Source organism: Pseudoalteromonas sp. TB64 (assembly GCF_000498095.1).
Lineage (GTDB): Bacteria > Pseudomonadota > Gammaproteobacteria > Enterobacterales > Alteromonadaceae > Pseudoalteromonas.
Genome location: NZ_AUTQ01000217.1, coordinates 1 through 21,032, shown reverse-complemented (window position 1 = coordinate 21,032; position 21,032 = coordinate 1). Strand labels below are relative to the sequence as shown.

Here is a 21,032-nt window from a genome sequence, read left to right as displayed (position 1 = left end):
TGCCGTTATCAGCCAAGTGGCTGACTCACATTTGTTATTACAATCTTTTTTTGCTGCAAGCTCTATTCCAATTACAAACTATAAACCAGTTGAGAGCTAATATCCATCGCAACATATTGAAAATGAATGCCTAAAAAATCATTATGAATATAAGTTTATCGAGGGTTATATGCTTAGTAATATAAGCGGCAAAAAATTGGCAGACAATAAAAACAAAAACGGCAAACAAATAATGTTTACCGCTTTAAGGTGCATTCAAAGTTATAAAAAATTACATGTAGTTAGCAATAAGCTCTTCTGCAATTTGGATACTATTAGTTGCAGCGCCTTTACGAGTGTTATCACTTACAACCCACATATTTAAACCATGTGGATGTGAAATATCAGCACGTAAACGACCAATGTAAACAGTATCGTTACCACTTGCATCAGAAACTGCTGTTGGGTAATCGCCTTCATCATCTATTAACTCAACACCAGGAGCATCTTTTAATAACTGCTTAACGTGTTCAAAGTCATAAGGCATGCGTGTTTCGATGTTAATTGATTCAGAGTGACCAAAAAATACGGGTACACGTACACACGTTGGGTTAATAGCTATAGTCGTGTCACCCAAAATTTTATGCGTTTCGTTAACCATTTTCATTTCTTCGCGCGTGTAGCCGTTATCTTCAAAGCTATCAATTTGAGGAATAACGTTAAATGCCATTTGCTTTGGAAATACTTTATTGTCTACAGGGCGAGCGTTCATTAAGTTAGCGGTTTGCTTTGCTAGTTCATCAACCGCTTCTTTACCTGCACCCGATACAGCTTGGTATGTAGATACATTAATACGATCGATCCCATATGCATCATAAATAGGTTTAAGTGCTAGCATCATTTGAATAGTTGAACAGTTAGGATTTGCAATTATATTGCGGTTTCTAAAGTCAGCTAAACTTGAAGCATTTACTTCAGGCACAACTAGCGGTATCTCAAAATCATTTCTAAATTGCGATGTATTATCAATTACTATACAACCTGCATCGGCTGCAATAGGTGCGTATTTTTCTGACACGCTTCCACCAGCAGAAAAAAAGCCAATATGCGCTTGGCTAAAATCAAAGCCTTCAACGTCAAGTACTTCAATGCTATCACCACGAAAATTTATGTCTTCACCTGCACTGCGGCTGCTAGCAAGTAGAAAAAGCTGATCAACTGGAAATTTACGATCTGCTAATGTTTCAATGATTTGACGGCCAACTAAGCCGGTAGCGCCAAGTACGGCAACGTTATATTTTTGCGACATATTTTTTCCTCTATAAGCGATATTAAAACAACATCGCTAGTTAAAAATTAATTGGTTATAGTAAAACCAAGTTGTTCAAGAGCTTCAAGTTGCTGGCTTTTACCTTTTAATACTAGGGTGCTAAATTCACGTCTTACTGGGTAATTTTTACGTAAAGTGTCAAAGCCTTCTTTAGCTAAACTTCGCAGTAAAATGCCGTCATCGCGGCGTACGTCGTAAATTAAATGCACCAAACGAGCAATATCAGCTTCACTATAACTTTGCGTTAATGTGGCTTGCGTAATTGCAGGTACGGGTAAAAACTCATCAAGCGACTTTGTTGCTTCTACATTATTTAGTTCACATAACTTTTGATACAGTATTTGCGTGCCACGGGCTTTACCCTCGAGAGTATGACCTGCAATATGCACACTTGCATAACGTACGTGTTCAAGTAATTCAGTTAATATATTTGGCTCTTTTTCCCAAACATCTAAGACTAAATCTAAGTCTGCACCAGATTCCATTACTTCAAGTAATGCTTGGTTATCAATTACATCTCCACGGCTTGCATTTATTAATGTAAGCCCTGGTTTTAGTGATTTTAATCGTGCCTTATTCATCATATGCAGTGTTTTATGTTTACCACTTTTTATAAGAGGAACATGGAACGTTACAACATCTGATTTGGCTAGTAATTCATCAAGTGGCACGTGTTCATGTAATAAACCTTGCTCGTGCTTTACAGGATCGCATAAAAGTACAGTGACATTTAACGCTTTTAATTTTTGCGCCAAACACGAACCAATGTTACCAACTCCAACAATACCAATTGTTTGTCCACTTAATGGACGAGCATTTTCTTGGCTTAATGCAAATAAACTACTAATTACATATTCAGCCACAGCAATTGCATTGCAGCCTGGGGCACTGCTAAAGGCAATGTTTTTCTCATTTAAGAGTTGCGTGTCAATATGATCAACACCAATCGTGGCTGTACCAACAAAGCATAGCTTATTTGCTTGTGCTAAAAGTTCATTATTAACCTGAGTTACTGAACGAGTAAGTAATACATCTACATCTATTAATTGTTCAGCCGTTAATTTACGACCATCAAAACGCTCCACCTCACCAAAGTCCGCAAAGTACTGCTCAACTAAAGGCATATTTTGATCGGCAAGAATTTTCATCATGGTGTCCGTTTGGCATTTAGGGAGCGCCATTGTAACGAACAACCTAGGTCTTACACAAACTAAAAAGTGATACATTGCACAATGAATGTATGCAAAAGAATTATATAAAAAAACACTTATACTCGTGTTATTTTTTGTAATGTATTATTTAATTTTACCTTAAAACAAAAATGCAGCTCACCTAAGTGAACTGCATTTTAAACATCCTGGCTTTAAAAAGTTACTTTGACGTTTTGTCTTCTTTTACATCGTCAATATCCGTAGCTTTTTCAACAACGTCGTCGTTAACAAAATCACTACTTTGGGTATCTTTTTCAATAACGGTTTCAATAGCAGTTTGCACTGCTACTGCATCATTATCGTCAATCGGTGTATCTTCTGCAGGCTCTTTTTTATAAAAAGTAGCACCAGAGGCAGCCATTGCTAACAATGTTTCACATGGTGTAAAAATAGCATCGCTATTAGCTAGTGTAGACATATCAGAGCTTATTTTACTTGCCCCTAATTTATCCATGTAGCTAAACGGTCCACCTAAAAATGGTGGAAAACCAATGCCAAATATAGCACCAATGTCGCCATCACGAGGGCTGGCTATAATCCCATCATCTAAACAACGCGCGGCTTCGTTAAGCATTTGCGATACACAACGCTTAGCAATTTCACTTTTGTTTAAACGTGGAGCCGGTGTTACACCCAACAGTTCGTAAACTGACTCATCAACTTTTTTGCCTTTTTTATCGTATTCATAAAAACCACGACCCGATTTACGACCAAGGCGTCTAGAATCAATCATACGAGTAAATGCATCTGGACCTTTAAAACGCTCACCTAATTCTTTTTCAAGAATTGGAGCAATTTTAGAGCCAATATCAATACCTACTTCATCAAGTAGAGCCAGCGGTCCTACCGGAAAACCAAACTCAACTAAGGCGGCATCAATTTTTTCAATTGGCTCACCTGCAAGCATTAAGTTAGCAGCTTCGTTTAAGTAAGGCGCTAAAATACGGTTTACATAAAAGCCAGCCATATCTTTTACAACAATTGGCGTTTTACCTTGCTTACGCGCAAAATTAACAACGCGGGCAATTGTTTCTTGAGATGTACCTTCGTGTGGAATAATTTCCACTAATGGCATTTTTTCCACTGGAGAAAAGTAATGTAAACCAATTACATTTTCAGGGCGTGCTGCTTGTGCTGCAATTTGCGAGATTGGTAATGATGATGTGTTACTTGCAAAAATTGTATTTGCTTGGCATTGCTGCTCTACATCTGCAACCATACCTTGCTTAAGTGCAAGATCTTCAAATACCGCTTCTATTACTAAATCAATGTGTTTAAAACCACTGTAATCAGTTGTACCTGTAATGCGGTTCATTGTTAACTGCACATCAGCTTTAGACATAATACGGCGTTTAAGTCGCTTATCTAAAATTTTATAGGTGTAGCTCATTGCATTACTAATGCCCTGCTCTGCTACATCTTTAATACGTACCGGTACTTTAGCTTTAACCGCACTTACGTGCGCAATACCTGCGCCCATTAGTCCACCGCCTAAAACAGCAGTTTTGCTTATTGCGGGTGCGTCATCATTGCGCCACTCTTTTTTCATTTCGGTGGTTGCAAAGAAAATACCGCGAAGCGCTTTAGACTCACTACTCATTACTAAAGTGGCAAACGCTTCAGCTTCTGTTTTATACGCTTTTAGTTCATCCAACTCTACGCAAGCTCGCACTGCTTTAATAATGGCAAGTGGCGCTGGGTAGTGTCCACCCGTTTTTTTCAGTACGTTTTCTTTGGCTTTTTTAAAGATAAAGTTACGACCAAACGGGTTAGATTCTAATAATTTACTAATATTGTCGAGCTTTGGCTCTTTTGCTTGTGGCTTTTTCTTCGCGGCAAATTCTTTTGCTACTTTTAAAAGTACACTGTGCGGTACACAATCATCAAGCACGCCTGCTTTTTTTGCTTGCTTAGGACGAATTTGTTTACCTGTTAGCATCCACTCTAGTGCTTTTTGAATGCCTACAATTTTAGTTAAACGCTGCGTACCGCCGCCACCAGGAAGCAAACCAAGTTGCACTTCTGGTAGACCAATTTTTGTTAAATCGCTGTCGGTACCAATACGGTAATCACACGCTAAAGCAAACTCTAAACCACCACCTAATGCAGCGCCATGAATTGCACTAACTGTTGTGTATGGCAGCTTTGTCATATCAAAAAACGCTTGATGGCACAGCTCACTAATAGCTAAAGCATCTTCACGCTTTTTAACGCTATCAAGCATTTTAACATCGGCACCAGCAATAAAGTTATCGCTTTTACCGCTTATAAATACCATGCCTTTTACGTTTTGCGATTTTGCGTCTTCTAGTAACGCTTTTAAATCATCGGCAAAACTACTGCGCAGGGTATTCATTTTCTCCCCTGGCACATCGATAGTTACAACGGCTATTTTATTTTCGTCTACCGCTAAATTAAATACTGAATCTGTCATTACGCGCTCTCCAATACAAAGGCTGCACCTAAACCACCAGCAGCACATGCTGTTGTTAATGCTAAACCGCCACCACGACGTTTAAGCTCGTGTAAGCTTTGCGTAATTAAGCGAGCACCTGTTGCTGCAAATGGATGGCCATATGCTAAAGAGCCGCCGTTAACGTTAAACTTATCCATGTTAATTTCGCCAATTGCTTTACTGCGACCTAAATGCTCTTGTGCAAATTTGTCTGAGGCAAACATTTTCATGTTAGCGAGTGTTTGCGATGCAAACGCTTCGTGCATTTCAATTAAATCTAAATCAGCAAGCGTAATACCCGCTCTATCAAGTGCGATAGGCGTTGAATGAGCAGGGCCCATTAACATGTCTTTTTCTACACCAATTGCCGAGAATGCAAAGCTACGTACGTAACCTAATATTTCATAGCCAAGTGCTTTTGCTTTGCTTTCGCTCATCATAAGTACAGCCGCTGCACCATCTGTTAATGGTGTTGCATTTGCTGCGGTAACTGTACCGTGCTGACGGTCAAAAACAGGTTTAAGCTTTGCGTAGCCTTCAACCGTTGAATTTTTACGAATATTATTATCTTCTTCAATAAAGCTTTTATATGGCGGTAAATGCGCCGTCATAACTTCATCTTTTAATTTTCCATCAGCCCACGCTTGCGTTGCAAGTGAATGAGAACGATGTGCTAATGCATCTTGATCTTCACGGCTAATGTTATGTGTTTTAGCCATTTGCTCAGCAGTTTGACCCATTGAAAGACCTGTTGAGTACTCTGCTACAGCAGGTGGCACTGGTAATAAATCTTTTAAACGTAGTTTCGAAAATATTTTTAAACGCTGACCAAGTGTTCGCGCTTTATTTAAATCAACTAAGCTGCCTGCTAGCTTTTTACTAACACCAATTGGTAATACTGATGACGAATCAGCGCCGCCTGCAATACCCACACTTACAGATCCTGCCATAATAGACTCAGCTACATTAGCAATTGCCTGAAAGCTAGTGGCACATGCACGCGATACCGAATATGCATCAACCGATACTGGCATACCCGTACCTAATACAATTTCACGCGCAATGTTTGGCGCTTCTGGCATTTGTACTACTTGACCAAATACAAGCTGATCGATTTCTGATTTATTGAAATTTAATCGTTCAAGCATTTCGTTAACCACTAACTTACCCATATCAAGTGCAGGTACATGGTGGAACGCTGTTGCTTGTTTTGCAAAAGGTGTACGCAAGCCGCTAACTATAGCTATACGATCGCCCTTTGGTGTTTTAAGTATGTTTTGCTCAGACATTATGCTCTCCCGCTGACAGGTCTGACCTGTTTATTTTTCTCGATTCTAAACAACCCGTGTACTAAAGCCAATAGATAAACTGTAATTAATGCGAATGCATCAAATATAAATAATTTACATACTAGTTATTTAAGGTACAACCATAGGCTTTTTTAGACGCTTTTACAAAATTTTGTGATACGCTGAAAATCATTAAAAAATAACGAACTTTTTTAAAAATACAGTCTAACCCTTGAGTTACACAACTATAAACCTTATAACTAGTTCAGTATTTAACACCTAAAGCATTCAGGTATAAACCCAGCTGACGAGGAAAGTCGAATTATTATGGCAGCTAACGCATTTTCACAATTAAAAACGTATTTAGATACACAAATTATTGGCCAGCCAGAGCTCACTCAAGCGCTACTCATTGCAATTTTAGCCGATGGCCATTTATTAGTAGAAGGTCCTCCTGGGCTTGCAAAAACTCGTGCCGTAAATGCACTTGCTAAAGGTATAGAAGGCTCTTTTCAGCGCGTGCAGTTTACACCTGACTTATTACCTGCTGATGTAACCGGTACCGATATTTATCGTCAACAAACCAGTGAGTTTGTTTTTGAAAAAGGCCCTCTTTTTCATAACCTTATTTTAGCCGATGAAATTAACCGTGCACCAGCAAAAGTACAATCAGCTCTTTTAGAAGCAATGGCTGAGCGTCAAGTTACGGTAGGTAAAAATACTTATCCACTAAGTGAACTTTTCCTTGTTATGGCAACGCAAAACCCGCTCGAACAAGAAGGGACTTACCCACTGCCTGAAGCGCAACTTGACCGATTTTTATTGCATTTAAGCATTGGTTACCCAGGCGCAGAACATGAGCTTGATATATTACGCTTAACACGTGGCGAAGCATTAAATGAACAACAAGCAGTAATGCAAAAAATTAGTCAAAGTGATTTATTTGCAGCTCGTAAAGCTATCCTTGGTCTTTATTTAGCCGAACCACTTGAAAAATACCTAGTGCAATTAATTATTGCTACGCGAGAAGGCGCTGCACTTGATGCGCAACTTGGTAGTTGGATAGAGTTTGGCGCAAGTCCGCGTGCCACTATTGCACTTGATAAATGTGCCCGTGCACACGCTTGGTTACAAGGTCGTGATTTTGTAGCGCCTGACGATATTCAAGCTGTAGTGCATAACGTGTTGCGCCACCGTATTATTTTAAGTTACGAAGCCCAAGCCGACGGCATTACTAAAGATCAGGTAATAAGCCGAATTGTTGAACTTGTAGCCGTACCATAAGTTATGCAAACACAATTAGAATCCCAAGCATGGCTCAATCAGAGCCATAGCCACGGTGTAAATTTAGCCCTTAAAGAGCTAATGTACTACAAAGCCAAAGCGCAGCTGCTTGAGCTTGCCCCTAAGGTAAAAATAAAAAACGCCTTAACTGGGCAATATCTCGCACCGCACAAAGGTCGTGGAATGGAATTTGCCGAAGTGCGACATTATCAACAAGGCGATGACATTCGCTCTATTGATTGGCGAGTTACTGCGCGCACCGGTGAAACTCACACTAAACTTTTTCAAGAAGAGAAAGAACGCCCTGTTTTTATATTTACTGACTTCTCTAACTCAATGTTGTTCGGTTCAAAGTTATTGTTAAAATCGGTGCAAGCTGCGCATATTAGTGCCTTAGTTGCATGGTCTGCTAGCCAACGCGGCGATAGAATTGGTGGTATTGTTTTTAATCAGCACTCTCACTTAGAGCTAAAACCAAGCGCTCGTGATAAAGCAGTATTAAAACTTTGTCATAACTTATGCGCAAACCACCAGCAAGCTCTTAACTCTATTGATGAAAAAGCGACAAATAACTTTAGCGATAACTTAAAGCGTCTTAACCATTTAGCTAAACCTGGCAGTTTAGTTTATTTAGTTTCTGACTTTAACGCCCTAGACGATGCCAGTTTTAAGCAACTTGAGATACTCAGTCGACATTGTGAATTAATTGGTTGTCATATTAGTGACCCTTTTGAACACCAATTACCTGCATTTAAGCAAGCTGTAACAGTTAGTGCAAATGGTCAAGATTTTGCTCTGCCATTAATGGATAAAAGCTTTAGAGAACGCTTTGCCAAAAATGCTGAGCAAGCATTTAGCACACGATTTAATCGCTTAACTAAATCAGGTCTTAATTTAATATCATTCAATGCAGCAATACCGCTTGAGCTGCAATTAGTGAGAAAATAACCATGCAAACGTCTCCACTCGATGGACTGCACGATATAATAGCGCCAAGCCAAGTTAGTTGGTGGCCACTCGCTCCTGCTTGGTGGGCTATTATTGCGCTACTACTTTTGGCACTGTGTGCAGCAATTTATATTTTTTATAAAAAGCATCAATTTAGTAAAGCAAAACGTTACGCAATAGAACTAAGCCTTAAATTAAATGATGCACAACAGCTTCATATTATTTTAAAGCGTTTAGTAATCGAATATTACGATAAACGTCTTGCTGCACAATCTACTGCTCAATGGTGTAATACACTTACTACCCTAACGAGTTTGACCTTCAGCGAACAAGAAATTTTAAGTCTTTATAATGTACAACAAAAAGATACACCGCTTTGTGACAAGCTTCGCCAAAGTATTAAACAATTTAAAATAAAGGAGCGAGTTAATGTTTGAATTTAGCTGGCCATGGCTTTTTATATTGCTGCCACTTCCTTTATTACTTTTGCTATTAAAACCTCTAGCTAGCAACACAAATACACGCTTACGCATACCAAGCTTTTCTAAACATAATTTAACTAACCAAAGTATTGAGCAAGGCGCGCGTCGCTTAAGTCCTTTTGAATGGGCTATTTGGTTGTTACTCGTTATTGCAGCGGCTAACCCCACTTGGTTAGATGAGCCTATATCAATGCCAAATGAAGGTCGCGATATAATGCTTGCTGTAGATTTGTCAGGCTCTATGACCGAGCAAGACATGGCTTACAATGGTCAATATGTTGACAGGCTTACTATGGTAAAAGCCGTATTAAGTGACTTTATAGAGCAGCGCCAAGGTGACAGGCTCGGTCTTATATTATTTGGGGATACTGCTTTTTTACAAACCCCGTTGACTCGCGATGTTAAAACCGTAAGTAAAATGCTCAGTGAAGCACAAATTGGTTTAGTCGGTCGTGCTACTGCTATTGGTGATGCTTTGGGACTGTCAGTAAAGCGTTTTGCTAATAAAGATAAAAGTAATCGTATTGTTGTACTGCTTACCGATGGGCAAAACACTGCCGGTAATTTAAAACCAGAAGAAGCTTTACTACTTGCTCGCGAAGAAGGTATTAAAGTGTATACCATTGGCGTTGGCTCAGATAACCCTCGCGGCTTTAGTTTATTTAATATGAGTGGTGCTAGCGGAAGTAGTTTAGATGAAAGTCTATTAAAAAGTATTGCAGAGCAAACAGGTGGTTTGTATTTTAGAGCTAAAGATGTAGCCGGTTTACAACAAATTTATGCTGAGCTCGACAAGCTTGAACCTATTAGTGCCGACGAACAAACGTTTCGCCCACAAAGCTCTCTTTTTTACTACCCGTTACTTATCGCTATTTTACTTATTAGCTTAAACGTAATGTTAAGTACATTACGTGCGTTAAAGGAGCCAAGCTAATGGATTTTGAATTTATTCGCCCCGCTGTTTTGTGGCTTTTGATACCCGCAATAGCGTTGTTTTTTGTCGCATTAATTAAACATAAAAAAACAACAAGCGAGCATTTAATAGCACCGCACTTAGCCCAGTTTATTATGAGCGAATCAAATACTAAAACTAACCAACCACTTTGGTTAGTAGCACTATTTTGTAGCTTAGGTATTTTATTTAGTGCGGGACCTAGCTTTGAGAAAAAACAAGTTCCTGTGTTTCAGAGCAAAAGTGCCCGCGTTATTGTTATGGATATGTCGTACTCTATGTACAGCACTGATATTTTACCAAACAGACTATTACAATCGCGTTTTAAAGCGCTTGATATGATTGATTTATTTAAAGAAGGCGATACCGCTTTAATAGCTTATGCTGGTACAGCTTATACTATTTCCCCTTTAACGAATGATGCCACCACTCTTGCAAATTTAATTCCTAGTTTAAGCCCTGAAATAATGCCTGATAAAGGCTCAAACGTTTTAGCCGGGCTTGATATGGCAAAAGAACTGTTAACACAAGCAGGCTATGTAGATGGCGATATTATTTTAGTAACCGACGGTATTGAGCAGCAAGAGTTGAGCGAAGTAACCGATTTTACTAACAAAACTCAATATCGATTAAGTATCTATGGTGTAGGTACACCCCAAGGTGCCCCAATTAAGTTACCTGAAGGTGGTTTTTTGAAAGATACTTATGGGCAAATAGTAGTGCCTAAGTTAAACGCTTCACAATTAAAAAGCTTAGCAACAAGCAGTGGCGGTAAATTTGCCAGCTACCAACCAAGTAGTGCCGACATAGCCAAATTTTCTCCGAGTAATAATAGCGAGCTTTTAAAAGATGAAAAACAAAGCCACGCCCTTTGGAGAATAGATGCGGGTATTTATGGTTTATTACTTTTATTACCACTTGGTCTTTATTTGTTTAGACGATCTGCTTTGGTAGGTGCTTTTTTAATCTTTAGTTTTTTACCGCAACAAAACGCATTTGCTGTAGAGCTTCCATCACTTTTAAAAAATACCGATCAACGTGCGCTCGATGCTTATCAAAATAAAGATTACGATAGTGCAAGTGCAGCTCAATCAACCCAATTAAAAGGCTCTGCTCTGTATCAACAAGGTGATTACGAAGCCGCTATAAATCAGTTTAGTAACGATAAATCAGCAACTGGTTTTTATAATTATGCCAATGCGCTTGCTAAGGCAGGTAAATTAGAAGAATCAGTTGAGGCATATAAACAGGCTCAAGCTTTGCAAAATGACTTTACCGAAGCTTCTGAAAATCAGGCACTTGTTGAACAGTTGCTAAATCAACAAAAAGACAAGCAAGATGAAAAAGGTGATGACTCTCAAGATGATGGCGAAAAAGGCGACCAAGACCAGCAGCAAAAAGATGATCAATCTGAGCAAGATCAACAAAAAGGTGATGGTGAAAAAGGCGAGCCCAAAGAGAGTGAAAATCAACAAGGTGATAAATCTGATCAAGATGCTGAGCAATCAGAGCAGCAAGATGAATCAGGCGAGCAGTCAGAAGATCAATCTGGTGATAAATCAGATAAGCAAAATGAACCTGATATGCAAGCAGAGCAGCCAACTGACCAGGCTCAAAATGAAGATGCTAAAAAACCTGAAGACGATGCACAGCAAACAGATACTCCTCAAGCTATGAGTGAGCAACCAGCTAGTGAGGAGCAAAAGAAAAATGCTCAGCAGCAGGCAATGCAAGCACAAGCTAGCGAATTGACTAACGAAGAGAAAGAAAAAGCGCAACAACTTAATCAATTACTCAGAAAAGTTCCGGATGATCCGGCTATTTTATTACGGAATAAAATGCAATTAGAAGCCCAAAAAAGACAATATAAACGTCGCCCTGCAGGAGTAGAAAAATCATGGTAATGCGATTAGTTTGCTGTTTATTATTATTGAGTGTTATGCCTTCATGGGCTGCAACTAAACTAGAAGCCAGTGTTAATAAAAATCCTGTTTTAGCAGGTGAATTTTTTATGCTTAACATCTCTGTTGACGATACGGTTAGAGGTGAGCAACCAGATACATCAGCATTATTAAAAGACTTTGTTGTAGGTCCTACTAGTTTGAGTTCGCGTACTAACGTTATCAATGGCAGCATTAATAAACAAACAACGTGGTCTGTTAAATTAATGACTCGCGCTGAGGGTGAATATACCATTCCGGCTTTTAGCGTTGCAGGGCTTACATCACAACCAATTAATTTAAAAGTATCTAAACGTGACGTTGATGCGGATAAAAACAATGATATTTTTTTAAAAACCTCACTTTCTAACAATTCGTTATTTGTTCAAGAAGCTGGTGTTTACACCATTAAGCTTTATTTAGCTAAAGAGTTACTTGATGGCAGCTTAAGTACGCCAAGCATGGAAGATGCTCAACTGACGCAATTAGGTAAGCAAACCGAAAGTTATGAACTTGTGGATGGTAAACGTTATTTAGTAATTACTCGTGAATATTTAATTCAACCACAAAAAAGCGGTGTTTATACAATTGCAGGCCCTGCGTTTCAAGGTCGTGTACAACAAAATTATCGTCAATTAGAAGTATCAGCGTTAGGTGATGAGCAACAAATAGAAATCAAGCCAATTCCAAGTAATTATAAAGGTGCATGGTTACCAAGCGAATTAGTTAACTTAGATGAGCAATGGCAACCTGAAGACAATACAGTAGAAGTAGGTACTCCTATCACTCGCACAATTACTTTAACGGCACTTGGTGTGACTAAAGAGCAACTCCCTGAAATAGCAATGCCAGCTATTGATGGAATTCGCAGCTACCCTGATGAAAAAGAAAATAACAATGCAGTTCGTGATGGGCGTGTTGTATCACAGCAAACAGCATCTTATGCGTTATTACCGCAAAGAGCGGGTACTTATACACTCCCAGAAATAAAACTACCTTGGTATAACACTAAAACAAACCGCATTAGCTACGCAACTATACCTGAGCGCACTATTACAGTAATACCAAGTAGTACCTCAGCTAATCCACCTGTTGAAAATAATCAGCAAAATATAGCTAATTCACACTCGCCGCAAAATACCAATGCGGATATAATAAATTCGCAATCAGTGCAAACTCAAAGTGAAACACCTATATGGCTAATAGTTATTGCTGTGTTAGGTTATATTTTATGGATTGCTACAATCGTTTTTTATTGGTTAACTTGCAGCACTAAAAATGCTAAAAAGCATATGCCGCTGAGCAATAGTGTAGTTACGCACCCGCGTTTAAATAAGCTCAAAGTAATAGCAAAAACACAAGATGTTAAAGCCTTTTATAACGAGCTAAATAATTATGCTATATTACGCACTAATAAAAATACGGGTGCAATTGATGAATTATGTCGTGGTATAAATAATGAAGAGTTAAACAACTACGTAACTCAATTGCAAACACAGCTTTATGGTAATAGAACTACAGATACCGATCTTAATGCTATTATTAAAATACTTGAAAAATATCATACTCAAGCATTAGAGTCGCAACAAGCTGTATTAAAAGACCTTTATCATTAATATTTGATATATGCAGGTCTTTCATGCATTAAATAATAATTTTTAACTAAAAAAGTACTTATGCTTGGAAAGAATAAATCAAATAATCAGGTCTTAATCAATATGGCAGAGAAACAAAAACGTTATGAAGCCTTGGTCCACGTTTACAATAAGGAGCTTTACCGCTTCGCTTATTGGTTATGTCGTGATCCGCACATAGCAGACGATTTAGTACAAGAAACGTTTTTACGTGCTTGGCGTTCATTAGATTCTTTATTGGATCAAAAAGCAGCTAAACCATGGTTATTAACTATTTTACGCAGGGAGAATGCACGCAGATTTGAGCGTAAGCAATTTGATTACAGTGATGTAGAAAACGATACGCTTGTTGATGAAACGAGCCACTCGTTAGATGATGAAATGGAACAAACGGTTATTCAGCGCCAGATTGCACTGCTTTCAGATGAATACCGGGAGCCTTTATTACTTCAAGTTGTAATGGGCTGCTCTGGTGAAGAGATTGCAGGCATACTTAATTTAAATAAAAACACGGTAATGACTCGCTTATACCGTGCTAGAAATCAACTTAAAGAGGCTTTAAGCCGTGATGATGAACAACTTAAAGGGGCATCAAAATAATGGATGAACTTGAGTTTCGTCGCCGCACTATTGCGCAGCCAAACGACATTGACAAGGAGCTCATGGAGTTTGCAAACAATAACCAAGAGCGACAAAGTTTTATTAGTGATATGAAAGATTTTGATAAATATATTCAAGATGCTTTAGATATACCCGTACCTGAGAACCTTGCGGATCGCATTCTTTTAAATACATCGTTAAAAGAAAAAGCACTTCAAGAAGAGCAAGCTACAGGTGATAATGTGGTTGATGCCTGCTCGCGTTTTAAGTTTGATCGCGTACATTTAGCATTAGCCGCTTCTTTTGTAGTGGCAATTAGCGCTTTCTTTTTTAGCGCAGAGCAAAACATAGTGAACGAAGCTGGTGAGCATGCCCTTACCCACGTTTATTACGAAATTAGCTCTCTTGATAAAAAAGAACCTATTAGCCTACAAAGTGTAAACGACAAATTAGCGATACTAGGCGGTCATATTGATGAACTTCCTGGTAAAGTTACTTATGCTATGTTTTGTGATTTTGAAGGTGAGAAAGGCCTCCATTTGGTCTTTGAATCAGACTTTGGACCCATGACTGTATTTATTGTTCCGTCTGAAAATAAATCGTTTGGGTTTGGCGATGATAGCTTTCGAGATGACCGCTTTGAAGGGCATATTAATAGAGGACCACAAGCAGATACTATTTTAGTAGCAAATGCTGGTGCACCAATTAATATGTATAACGAACGCGTTACTGGCGCTATTCGTTGGTTATAAGATATTTGCCGCTTAGTATTTACTAAGCGGCTTTTTTATAACTAATTTTTAATTCACTAAATCTAAAATACTATCGACTTGCCACGCCCAGATGCTTCAGATGCTGCATCTAATTTACCGTCGTTATTAATAATAACTTGTAGATCACCAAAGTGGCTCTCATTTATGGTGTAACCCATTTTCATAAGTTCTTTTTTTACTTTATTAGTTAATCCTTTGTGTGCTCTGATTATATTTTTAGGCCATAGCTGATGATGAAAACGAGGGCTATTAACAACCTGCTCTGCGCTCATATCAAACTCTACCATGTTTAAAATAGACTCATAAACTGAGCTAATAATTGTTGTTCCACCTGGCGAACCAGTTACCATTTTAACGGAATTGTCTTTAAGTAGTATTGTAGGTGTCATAGAGCTAAGCATACGCTTGTGTGGCTGTATTTCGTTAGCTTCACCACCAATTGCACCAAACACATTCATAACACCTGGTTTGGCGCTAAAATCGTCCATTTCATCATTTAAAATAAAGCCAGCCCCTTCAACAACCACACCACTGCCAAAACCTAAGTTTATTGTGGTCGTGTTTGCAACAGCGTTACCCATTATATCAATAATTGAAAAGTGTGTGGTTTGCTCGCTTTCTTTAAGACCTGGTTTAATGTTTTCTGTCGTTGAAATAGCTGTTAGCGAAATACCATCACCACGACCTTTTAGGTAGTTAATATTAGTTAGCGCTTTTACCGGTACATCAAAAAAGTCAGGATCGCCTAAATACTCTGCTCTATCTGCAAATACACGTTTACCTATTTCAGACAATAAATGTACATATTGTGTAGAGTTATGCGCTAAGCCCACTTTAGGTTTTTGTAACTCATACATTTTAAGCCATTGTAAAATAGCAATACCGCCTGAACTAGGCGGCGGCGATGTAAGGACTTCGTAACCATTCCAGCTTGCTTTAATAGGTGTACGTGATTTAGCGGTATAATTTTTTAAATCATCTTGGTTAATTATACCACCGTGCTGATGCATAAATTTAGCAATAATATTTGCGGTTTCGCCTTTATAAAAACCATCTTGACCGTTATCGCGAATACGCTTCAGTGTAGCTGCGAGCTCTGGTTGTTTAAACGTGGTATTTGCTTTTACATCTGCAAAATAGTTTGCAAAGTTTACGTTTATTTTTTGCTCTTTTAAATAAGCTATATACTCGCTAACGCCTTTTGCTAGTTTTGGCGGAACCACAAAGCCTTTTTCAGCTAAAGTAACTGCAGGTTGTACTAACGTTTTCCACTCAAGCGTGCCATGCTTTTTATGAGCAAGCCACATACCCGCAACACTGCCTGGTACTCCACTTGCATGAATACCATATATTGATTTATCAGGAATAACGTTACCTTGCTCATCTAAGTACATATCACGGTGAGCTGCTGATGGTGCTGTTTCTCGATAATCTATAAAATCACCTTCACCATCTTTTTGAATAAGCATAAAACCACCACCGCCAATATTGCCGGCTTCGGGTAACGTTACAGCAAGTACAAATTGCGCAGTAATAGCCGCATCAATTGCATTGCCTCCTTGCTCTAATATACTTTTAGCCGCATCAGCACTAAACGAATCCGGCATAGCTACTGCACTTTGAGGTAAAGGCTGTGCCACCGCGCTAAATACGGTGAGCTGTAAAATAAATACACTTTTGACAATTAATTTTCGTCGCGAGAAAAACAATCCCATTGAATATCCTTAACTTATTATTTTTAGTTACTCATATTAATGCACGCCACTTATGTGCAGGTCAATATTTATACTGTAAATTTAATCATCATTGAACATTTTTTGAATAAAGCACCGCAGGTAAACTCCCTTGCTCGTCTTTATGTGTATAGTTTTTTATAAATTGTAGACCTAGTTTTTCCATTATTTTTATAGAAGCCGTATTATTTACAATAGCAGTGGCACTTATTGCTTTAACTTCATTGTTTTTAACAAGCTCGTCGCACAATGCTAATGCAGCCTCTGTAGCGTAGCCATGACCCCAGCTTGCTTGTTTAAAACGCCATCCTATTTCAATATTATTAAAACGAGGTGTTTCACTAAAAAAATCCATAGGTCTTATTAATATCCAACCAATAAATGTATTATTTATTTTTGTCGTAATTTGCCAAAGCCCCCACCCTTTATCTTCATTTCGATAAGCAAGCATGCGAGGAATGCCTTCATTTTTTATTTGAGCTAATGTACTTGGCACACCACGCGTTAAATACTGCATTACAGCAGGGTCTTGATCGAGCTCAAACAATTGAGGCCAATCGTGTTCATTCATTAATTTAAAATTTAATCTTGTTGTTACAGGTGTGTTCATTTTCATTCTTGTATAGTCCGTCTCGAATTAATTATTAGTCTCTAAAGGGGATAACACATGAATAAATTAGCAGGTTTAGCTTTATTAGGCACTTTAATTACATTAACTGGTTGTGAAGATGCGAGTGAAGTAAAAGAAGATGCAAAAGACAAAAGCGCTCAAATGCAAGAAAAGCTTGGTGATGCATGGGAAGACGTAAAAGAGACGACACACGAGCTTAAAACTGATGAATCACTAAACCAGTTATTAGACCAAAGTAAAGCTATGGGCTTAGACATGTACGATGACGGTAAAGAAATTGCTGTTGATGCATGGATTAAAAGCAAAGAAGCAGCTGGCGAATTGACTGAAAAAACAAAACAAAAAGCACAAGAAATTGCTGATGAAATAGAACAAGCTCGTCAAGATGAAAAAGAAGGTTAATTTAACTTCTAATAAAAAGGGTAAGCCATGGCTTACCCTTTTTTTGTTTTAGTTAAGTTCAAAGTCTTTTTTGAATTTTAAACCAAATTCACTACGATCGTTACTACGCATTACCCCTACAAAACCTGATTGCTGTAAACGTCCTACGTCGTATATTTCATTAAATACGTTTTCACCATAAAGCGTTACTTCCATATCGCCGTACGGGTTAGTATAAGAAATATTAAAACCAACAAGCTCGCGTGAATCTATTGTTTCACTCTCGTTATAAACTGACTGCCCTTGCATATCACTACGGTATGAGTAATTAGCGTTTAGTGCCAAAGTGCCCCCATTGCTTAAATCCATAAAGTAAGAAGGTGCAATCATTACAGTCCAACGAGGTGTTAATGCTGGTGAATCACCTTTACCAATACCTTGTACACCGTCTGCTACGTCTGTAATTTCAGAATCTAGGTAACCCACTGCGCTTCGAATAGTAAAGTCGTCTGTAATTGCAACAGTTGTTTCAAGCTCAATGCCCTGTGCTTTAGATTGACCTGCATTTTCAACAATAGTAACAAAACCACCACCGGCTGTTGGATCTGAAAAAGGTAATGCTAAATCAGTGTAATCAGTAACAAATACGGCAAGCATCATAGATACATTTTCGTGTACTTGACCTTTTAAACCAACTTCATAGTTAATTGCTTTAGTTTCATCAAATGAAGTAAATTGGTCGGGACCACCAAATGGACGCGGTGGAAAGCCACCTGTTTGATAACCTTTTTGAATTTGACCATACACATTCATATCATTACTGAGTTGATACGAAGCGTTTATATCCCAAGTAACGGCATCAAAATAGGCGCTTACGTACTTACGCGCAGGGAATGATGGAAAAATAGCATCAGCATCTTTTTCGTCTTGAGAGTAACGTAAGCCACCGCCTAGTGTTAAATCATCAGTTAAATCGTAACTTGCATTAATATATGCGGCGTATGAGTTAGTCTCTTGATTAATTTCAAAATTCCCATATCCACCAAATGATGGGGTTACTCCATCATTTAATAAACTATTTGGTGTATTAAACGGGCTAAATACAAATGGTCCTGAACGCGTAAATCCATCTTCATTAAAGAAATAAAGACCAGACACAAAGTCCATATTCTCAAACGTAGCATTTAACTGTATTTCAAAAGAATACTGGTCAGCACCACCCTCTTCAGGAAACTCTGATAAACTAAGTGGCGATGCATCATCATCAAGTCCACCTTCGTATTCAGAAGTACGGTAGCTTGAAATAAACTTTGCAGCGTAAGTATCGTTAATCGCCCAATCAGCTGTAAACGATGTTCCCCAACCTGAGTATGAAGTAGATTCAATGCCTGCAACAGTTGTGCCTAAATCATCAGGATCAGATGGAATTAAATCTTGTGTTAATAATGGGAAATCTCCATTAAACACGTCATTTGAATCCAATGGCTCAGTTAGCTCAATAGTATATGGAGACTGACCTGACTCATTATCAACACCATCCAAAGAGAAAGTAAGAGCTAAATCACTGCTTGCCTGCCACTTAATTGCAACACGACCGCTAAACTCTTCTTCTTCGCCAATTTCTTTCTCTGGATTTGCTAAATTTACAGCTTCACCTACACCATCTCGAGTTTTATATGATGCACTTGCTGACATACTTATGTCATCGTTTAGTGCATTGTTAAAATATACATCGCCAGCAATACGGCCACGGCTGCCAACCTTTGCTGTAGTGGTAATAATGCCCTCATCACCTGGCTGCTTTGTAATTACATTTACTGCACCACCTAAAGTGTTACGCCCGTACAAAGTTCCCTGAGGACCACGAAGAATCTCTACACGTTCAACATTTGGTAAAGATAAGTTAGAACCCATTTGGCGACCCAGATAAACACCATCTAAATAAACACCTACGCCAGGATCTGTTGTAATTATATGATCTTGCAGACCAATGCCTCGAATAAATACCGAGGCATGAGCCGAGTTACCAACGCCATAGCGTGTAATATTTAAATTAGGAACATACTTACCAATATCTTCTAAATTACTCATATTGGCTTTATCAATAAGGTTTGCACCAATTGATGTGATAGCAGTTGGAGATTCAAACAGACTCTCGGTGCGTTTACGGGCTGTTACTTCTATTTTCTCAAACGCATCTTGCTTTGCTGTTGTTTTAATTTCCTCAGCATTTACTGATGTAGTTAGTGCAGCAAGAATTGCTAGGCTTAACGGTGAGAGGTTGCGTAGTTTCAAAGTATTCTCCAAAGGATATCGTATGATTTGTTATGCGTTTATATTTAGATTATATAAATTTTAAGCATAAAAAAAGACGCTAAAAAGCATCTTTCCTCTGGAAGGTCATTATATTACAAATTTGTGAATGAATGTATAAAAAAAATTAAAATAAAAATTCACTCACTCTATTTTAGTTACAATTTTTATTTCATAAACGATCAACTTAAACAACAACTTCATAACCAATAATAATGAAACTTATTGCTGCGACGCTATCATTGTGTGCTTTGAGTTAGAATTTATTTCATTTAGTAAAACATTCTAAATTTACATACTTTATTTTTTTAACCAATCCACACCAGTAGTTTTAAAAATAACGGTTCATAAATAATTTTTATTAAGGGTTAAATTGAAAATATATTCAGACTTTAATTACGCGGATTCAAATCTGAAGTGCATAACGTTTAGGCGGCTTTAGCCGCCAAGTGATCCTGCATCAATTTTGCAGGCGTTTCAAATCCTAGTGTCTTCCTCGGACGATTATTAAGTTGCTCAAGTACTGGTATAACTTGCGCTGGTGTTACCGTCTTAAAATCTGTGCTCTTCGGCCAATACTGGCGTAGTAATCCATTCGTGTTTTCATTCAATCCGCGCTCCCATGAGTGATAAGGGTGAGCAAAATAAACAGGTACACTTAAAGCCTCTGTGATTTGCTCGTGATAAGCGAACTCTTTTCCATTGTCAGCCGTGATGCTATGAAGCGCTGACCTATATGGCCTTAATAGTTCTATCGTCGCCGCAGTGACGGCTTGTGCTGTTTTGCCTGCCACCTGAGTTGATACAGTGAATTGGGTGACCCGCTCTACAATGGTAACAAGGGCGCCTCGATGACCTTTACCTATAACGGTATCTATTTCCCAATCTCCGATACGACCTTTCTCATCAACTATTTGTGGACGTTCTTCAATGCTAACGCGATTTTTTATTTGCCCTCGGTTTGTTTTACCATGACTGCGCTTGTGATATTTCTTACCGTGTCGGCGCAGATGTAGGTATAACTCACCACCTGCTTTTTTATCTTCCCAGATATACAGATAAATGCATTCATGGCTGACAGACCGTTCACTTTCTTT

General features: G+C 38.5%; 17 protein-coding genes. 9 read left to right on the top strand and 8 right to left on the bottom strand.

Features of this window, described 5'->3' with window-relative positions:
- Positions 1 to 271 precede the first annotated feature (271 nt).
- The 4 genes from L647_RS0118100 to fadI all read right to left on the bottom strand — a co-directional run bounded on the left by L647_RS0118100 (position 272) and on the right by fadI (position 6,264).
- Entirely contained in the window at positions 272 to 1,288 is a 1,017-nt protein-coding gene (locus L647_RS0118100; protein ID WP_024612293.1) for an aspartate-semialdehyde dehydrogenase, read from the bottom strand.
- 47 nt (positions 1,289 to 1,335) lie between these two features.
- Entirely contained in the window at positions 1,336 to 2,457 is a 1,122-nt protein-coding gene (locus L647_RS0118095) for a 4-phosphoerythronate dehydrogenase (RefSeq protein ID WP_024612292.1), read from the bottom strand.
- Between the two features lie 223 nt (positions 2,458 to 2,680).
- Positions 2,681 to 4,954, bottom strand: a complete 2,274-nt coding sequence (gene fadJ / locus L647_RS0118090) for a fatty acid oxidation complex subunit alpha FadJ (RefSeq protein WP_024612291.1) — start codon at positions 4,952 to 4,954, stop codon at positions 2,681 to 2,683.
- A complete protein-coding gene (gene fadI / locus L647_RS0118085; RefSeq protein WP_008138643.1) occupies positions 4,954 to 6,264 on the bottom strand; it encodes an acetyl-CoA C-acyltransferase FadI in 1,311 nt (436 codons plus the stop codon). The genes fadJ and fadI overlap by 1 nt, the downstream gene beginning before the upstream one ends.
- Positions 6,265 to 6,591: 327 nt before the next feature.
- On the opposite strand from fadI, the gene L647_RS0118080 reads away from it, so the two are divergent.
- Genes L647_RS0118080 through L647_RS0118045 form a run of 8 tightly spaced genes read left to right on the top strand, consistent with a single transcriptional unit; the run spans position 6,592 to position 14,856 of the window.
- On the top strand, positions 6,592 to 7,548 hold the full coding sequence (locus tag L647_RS0118080; protein WP_024612290.1) for a MoxR family ATPase: 957 nt from the start codon (positions 6,592 to 6,594) through the stop codon (positions 7,546 to 7,548).
- A gap of 3 nt (positions 7,549 to 7,551) precedes the next feature.
- On the top strand, positions 7,552 to 8,496 hold the full coding sequence (locus tag L647_RS0118075; protein WP_024612289.1) for a DUF58 domain-containing protein: 945 nt from the start codon (positions 7,552 to 7,554) through the stop codon (positions 8,494 to 8,496).
- A 2-nt stretch (positions 8,497 to 8,498) separates the two neighbouring features.
- Positions 8,499 to 8,933 carry a DUF4381 family protein gene (locus L647_RS0118070; protein WP_024612288.1) on the top strand — a complete coding sequence of 145 codons (435 nt, stop codon included), beginning with the start codon at positions 8,499 to 8,501 and terminating at the stop codon, positions 8,931 to 8,933.
- Positions 8,926 to 9,912 carry a VWA domain-containing protein gene (locus tag L647_RS0118065; RefSeq protein WP_024612287.1) on the top strand — a complete coding sequence of 329 codons (987 nt, stop codon included), beginning with the start codon at positions 8,926 to 8,928 and terminating at the stop codon, positions 9,910 to 9,912. Before L647_RS0118070 ends, L647_RS0118065 begins: the two co-directional genes overlap by 8 nt.
- Positions 9,912 to 11,834: a VWA domain-containing protein gene (locus L647_RS0118060; RefSeq protein WP_024612286.1), complete on the top strand. Its 1,923-nt coding sequence runs from the start codon at positions 9,912 to 9,914 to the stop codon at positions 11,832 to 11,834. Before L647_RS0118065 ends, L647_RS0118060 begins: the two co-directional genes overlap by 1 nt.
- The gene (locus tag L647_RS0118055; protein WP_024612285.1) at positions 11,828 to 13,486 is read left to right on the top strand and encodes a BatD family protein; all 1,659 of its coding nucleotides are present in this window, start codon (positions 11,828 to 11,830) and stop codon (positions 13,484 to 13,486) included. Before L647_RS0118060 ends, L647_RS0118055 begins: the two co-directional genes overlap by 7 nt.
- 60 nt (positions 13,487 to 13,546) lie before the next feature.
- On the top strand, positions 13,547 to 14,104 hold the full coding sequence (locus L647_RS0118050; RefSeq protein WP_033024481.1) for a sigma-70 family RNA polymerase sigma factor: 558 nt from the start codon (positions 13,547 to 13,549) through the stop codon (positions 14,102 to 14,104).
- Positions 14,104 to 14,856, top strand: a complete 753-nt coding sequence (locus L647_RS0118045) for a DUF3379 family protein (protein WP_024612284.1) — start codon at positions 14,104 to 14,106, stop codon at positions 14,854 to 14,856. The genes L647_RS0118050 and L647_RS0118045 overlap by 1 nt, the downstream gene beginning before the upstream one ends.
- A gap of 62 nt (positions 14,857 to 14,918) precedes the next feature.
- On the opposite strand, the gene ggt is transcribed toward L647_RS0118045, so the two are convergent.
- Both ggt and L647_RS0118035 read right to left on the bottom strand, forming a co-directional pair.
- Positions 14,919 to 16,592 carry a gamma-glutamyltransferase gene (gene ggt / locus L647_RS0118040; RefSeq protein WP_024612283.1) on the bottom strand — a complete coding sequence of 558 codons (1,674 nt, stop codon included), beginning with the start codon at positions 16,590 to 16,592 and terminating at the stop codon, positions 14,919 to 14,921.
- An 88-nt stretch (positions 16,593 to 16,680) separates the two neighbouring features.
- Positions 16,681 to 17,226 carry a GNAT family N-acetyltransferase gene (locus L647_RS0118035; RefSeq protein ID WP_024612282.1) on the bottom strand — a complete coding sequence of 182 codons (546 nt, stop codon included), beginning with the start codon at positions 17,224 to 17,226 and terminating at the stop codon, positions 16,681 to 16,683.
- 51 nt (positions 17,227 to 17,277) lie between these two features.
- On the opposite strand from L647_RS0118035, the gene L647_RS0118030 reads away from it, so the two are divergent.
- Positions 17,278 to 17,643 carry a hypothetical protein gene (locus tag L647_RS0118030; protein WP_024612281.1) on the top strand — a complete coding sequence of 122 codons (366 nt, stop codon included), beginning with the start codon at positions 17,278 to 17,280 and terminating at the stop codon, positions 17,641 to 17,643.
- A 48-nt stretch (positions 17,644 to 17,691) separates the two neighbouring features.
- Here L647_RS0118030 and L647_RS0118025 read toward each other — a convergent pair whose 3' ends face one another.
- Both L647_RS0118025 and L647_RS0118020 read right to left on the bottom strand, forming a co-directional pair.
- On the bottom strand, positions 17,692 to 19,917 hold the full coding sequence (locus tag L647_RS0118025) for a TonB-dependent receptor (protein ID WP_024612280.1): 2,226 nt from the start codon (positions 19,915 to 19,917) through the stop codon (positions 17,692 to 17,694).
- A gap of 446 nt (positions 19,918 to 20,363) precedes the next feature.
- Positions 20,364 to 21,032, bottom strand: a 669-nt coding sequence (locus L647_RS0118020; RefSeq protein WP_024610111.1) for an IS30 family transposase, incomplete at its 5' end; no start/stop codon positions are given.

What these genes read in the sequence shown, in the direction of transcription:
- L647_RS0118050 (WP_033024481.1), top strand. Translation starts at nt 13,547, where the DNA reads ATGCTTGGAAAGAATAAATCAAATAATCAGGTCTTAATCAATATGGCA.
- L647_RS0118035 (WP_024612282.1), bottom strand. Translation starts at nt 17,226, where the DNA reads ATGAAAATGAACACACCTGTAACAACAAGATTAAATTTTAAATTAATG.
- L647_RS0118070 (WP_024612288.1), top strand. Translation starts at nt 8,499, where the DNA reads ATGCAAACGTCTCCACTCGATGGACTGCACGATATAATAGCGCCAAGC.
- L647_RS0118045 (WP_024612284.1), top strand. Translation starts at nt 14,104, where the DNA reads ATGGATGAACTTGAGTTTCGTCGCCGCACTATTGCGCAGCCAAACGAC.
- L647_RS0118055 (WP_024612285.1), top strand. Translation starts at nt 11,828, where the DNA reads ATGGTAATGCGATTAGTTTGCTGTTTATTATTATTGAGTGTTATGCCT.
- fadI (WP_008138643.1), bottom strand. Translation starts at nt 6,264, where the DNA reads ATGTCTGAGCAAAACATACTTAAAACACCAAAGGGCGATCGTATAGCT.
- L647_RS0118065 (WP_024612287.1), top strand. Translation starts at nt 8,926, where the DNA reads ATGTTTGAATTTAGCTGGCCATGGCTTTTTATATTGCTGCCACTTCCT.
- L647_RS0118030 (WP_024612281.1), top strand. Translation starts at nt 17,278, where the DNA reads ATGAATAAATTAGCAGGTTTAGCTTTATTAGGCACTTTAATTACATTA.
- ggt (WP_024612283.1), bottom strand. Translation starts at nt 16,592, where the DNA reads ATGGGATTGTTTTTCTCGCGACGAAAATTAATTGTCAAAAGTGTATTT.
- fadJ (WP_024612291.1), bottom strand. Translation starts at nt 4,954, where the DNA reads ATGACAGATTCAGTATTTAATTTAGCGGTAGACGAAAATAAAATAGCC.
- L647_RS0118075 (WP_024612289.1), top strand. Translation starts at nt 7,552, where the DNA reads ATGCAAACACAATTAGAATCCCAAGCATGGCTCAATCAGAGCCATAGC.
- L647_RS0118100 (WP_024612293.1), bottom strand. Translation starts at nt 1,288, where the DNA reads ATGTCGCAAAAATATAACGTTGCCGTACTTGGCGCTACCGGCTTAGTT.
- L647_RS0118095 (WP_024612292.1), bottom strand. Translation starts at nt 2,457, where the DNA reads ATGAAAATTCTTGCCGATCAAAATATGCCTTTAGTTGAGCAGTACTTT.
- L647_RS0118060 (WP_024612286.1), top strand. Translation starts at nt 9,912, where the DNA reads ATGGATTTTGAATTTATTCGCCCCGCTGTTTTGTGGCTTTTGATACCC.
- L647_RS0118080 (WP_024612290.1), top strand. Translation starts at nt 6,592, where the DNA reads ATGGCAGCTAACGCATTTTCACAATTAAAAACGTATTTAGATACACAA.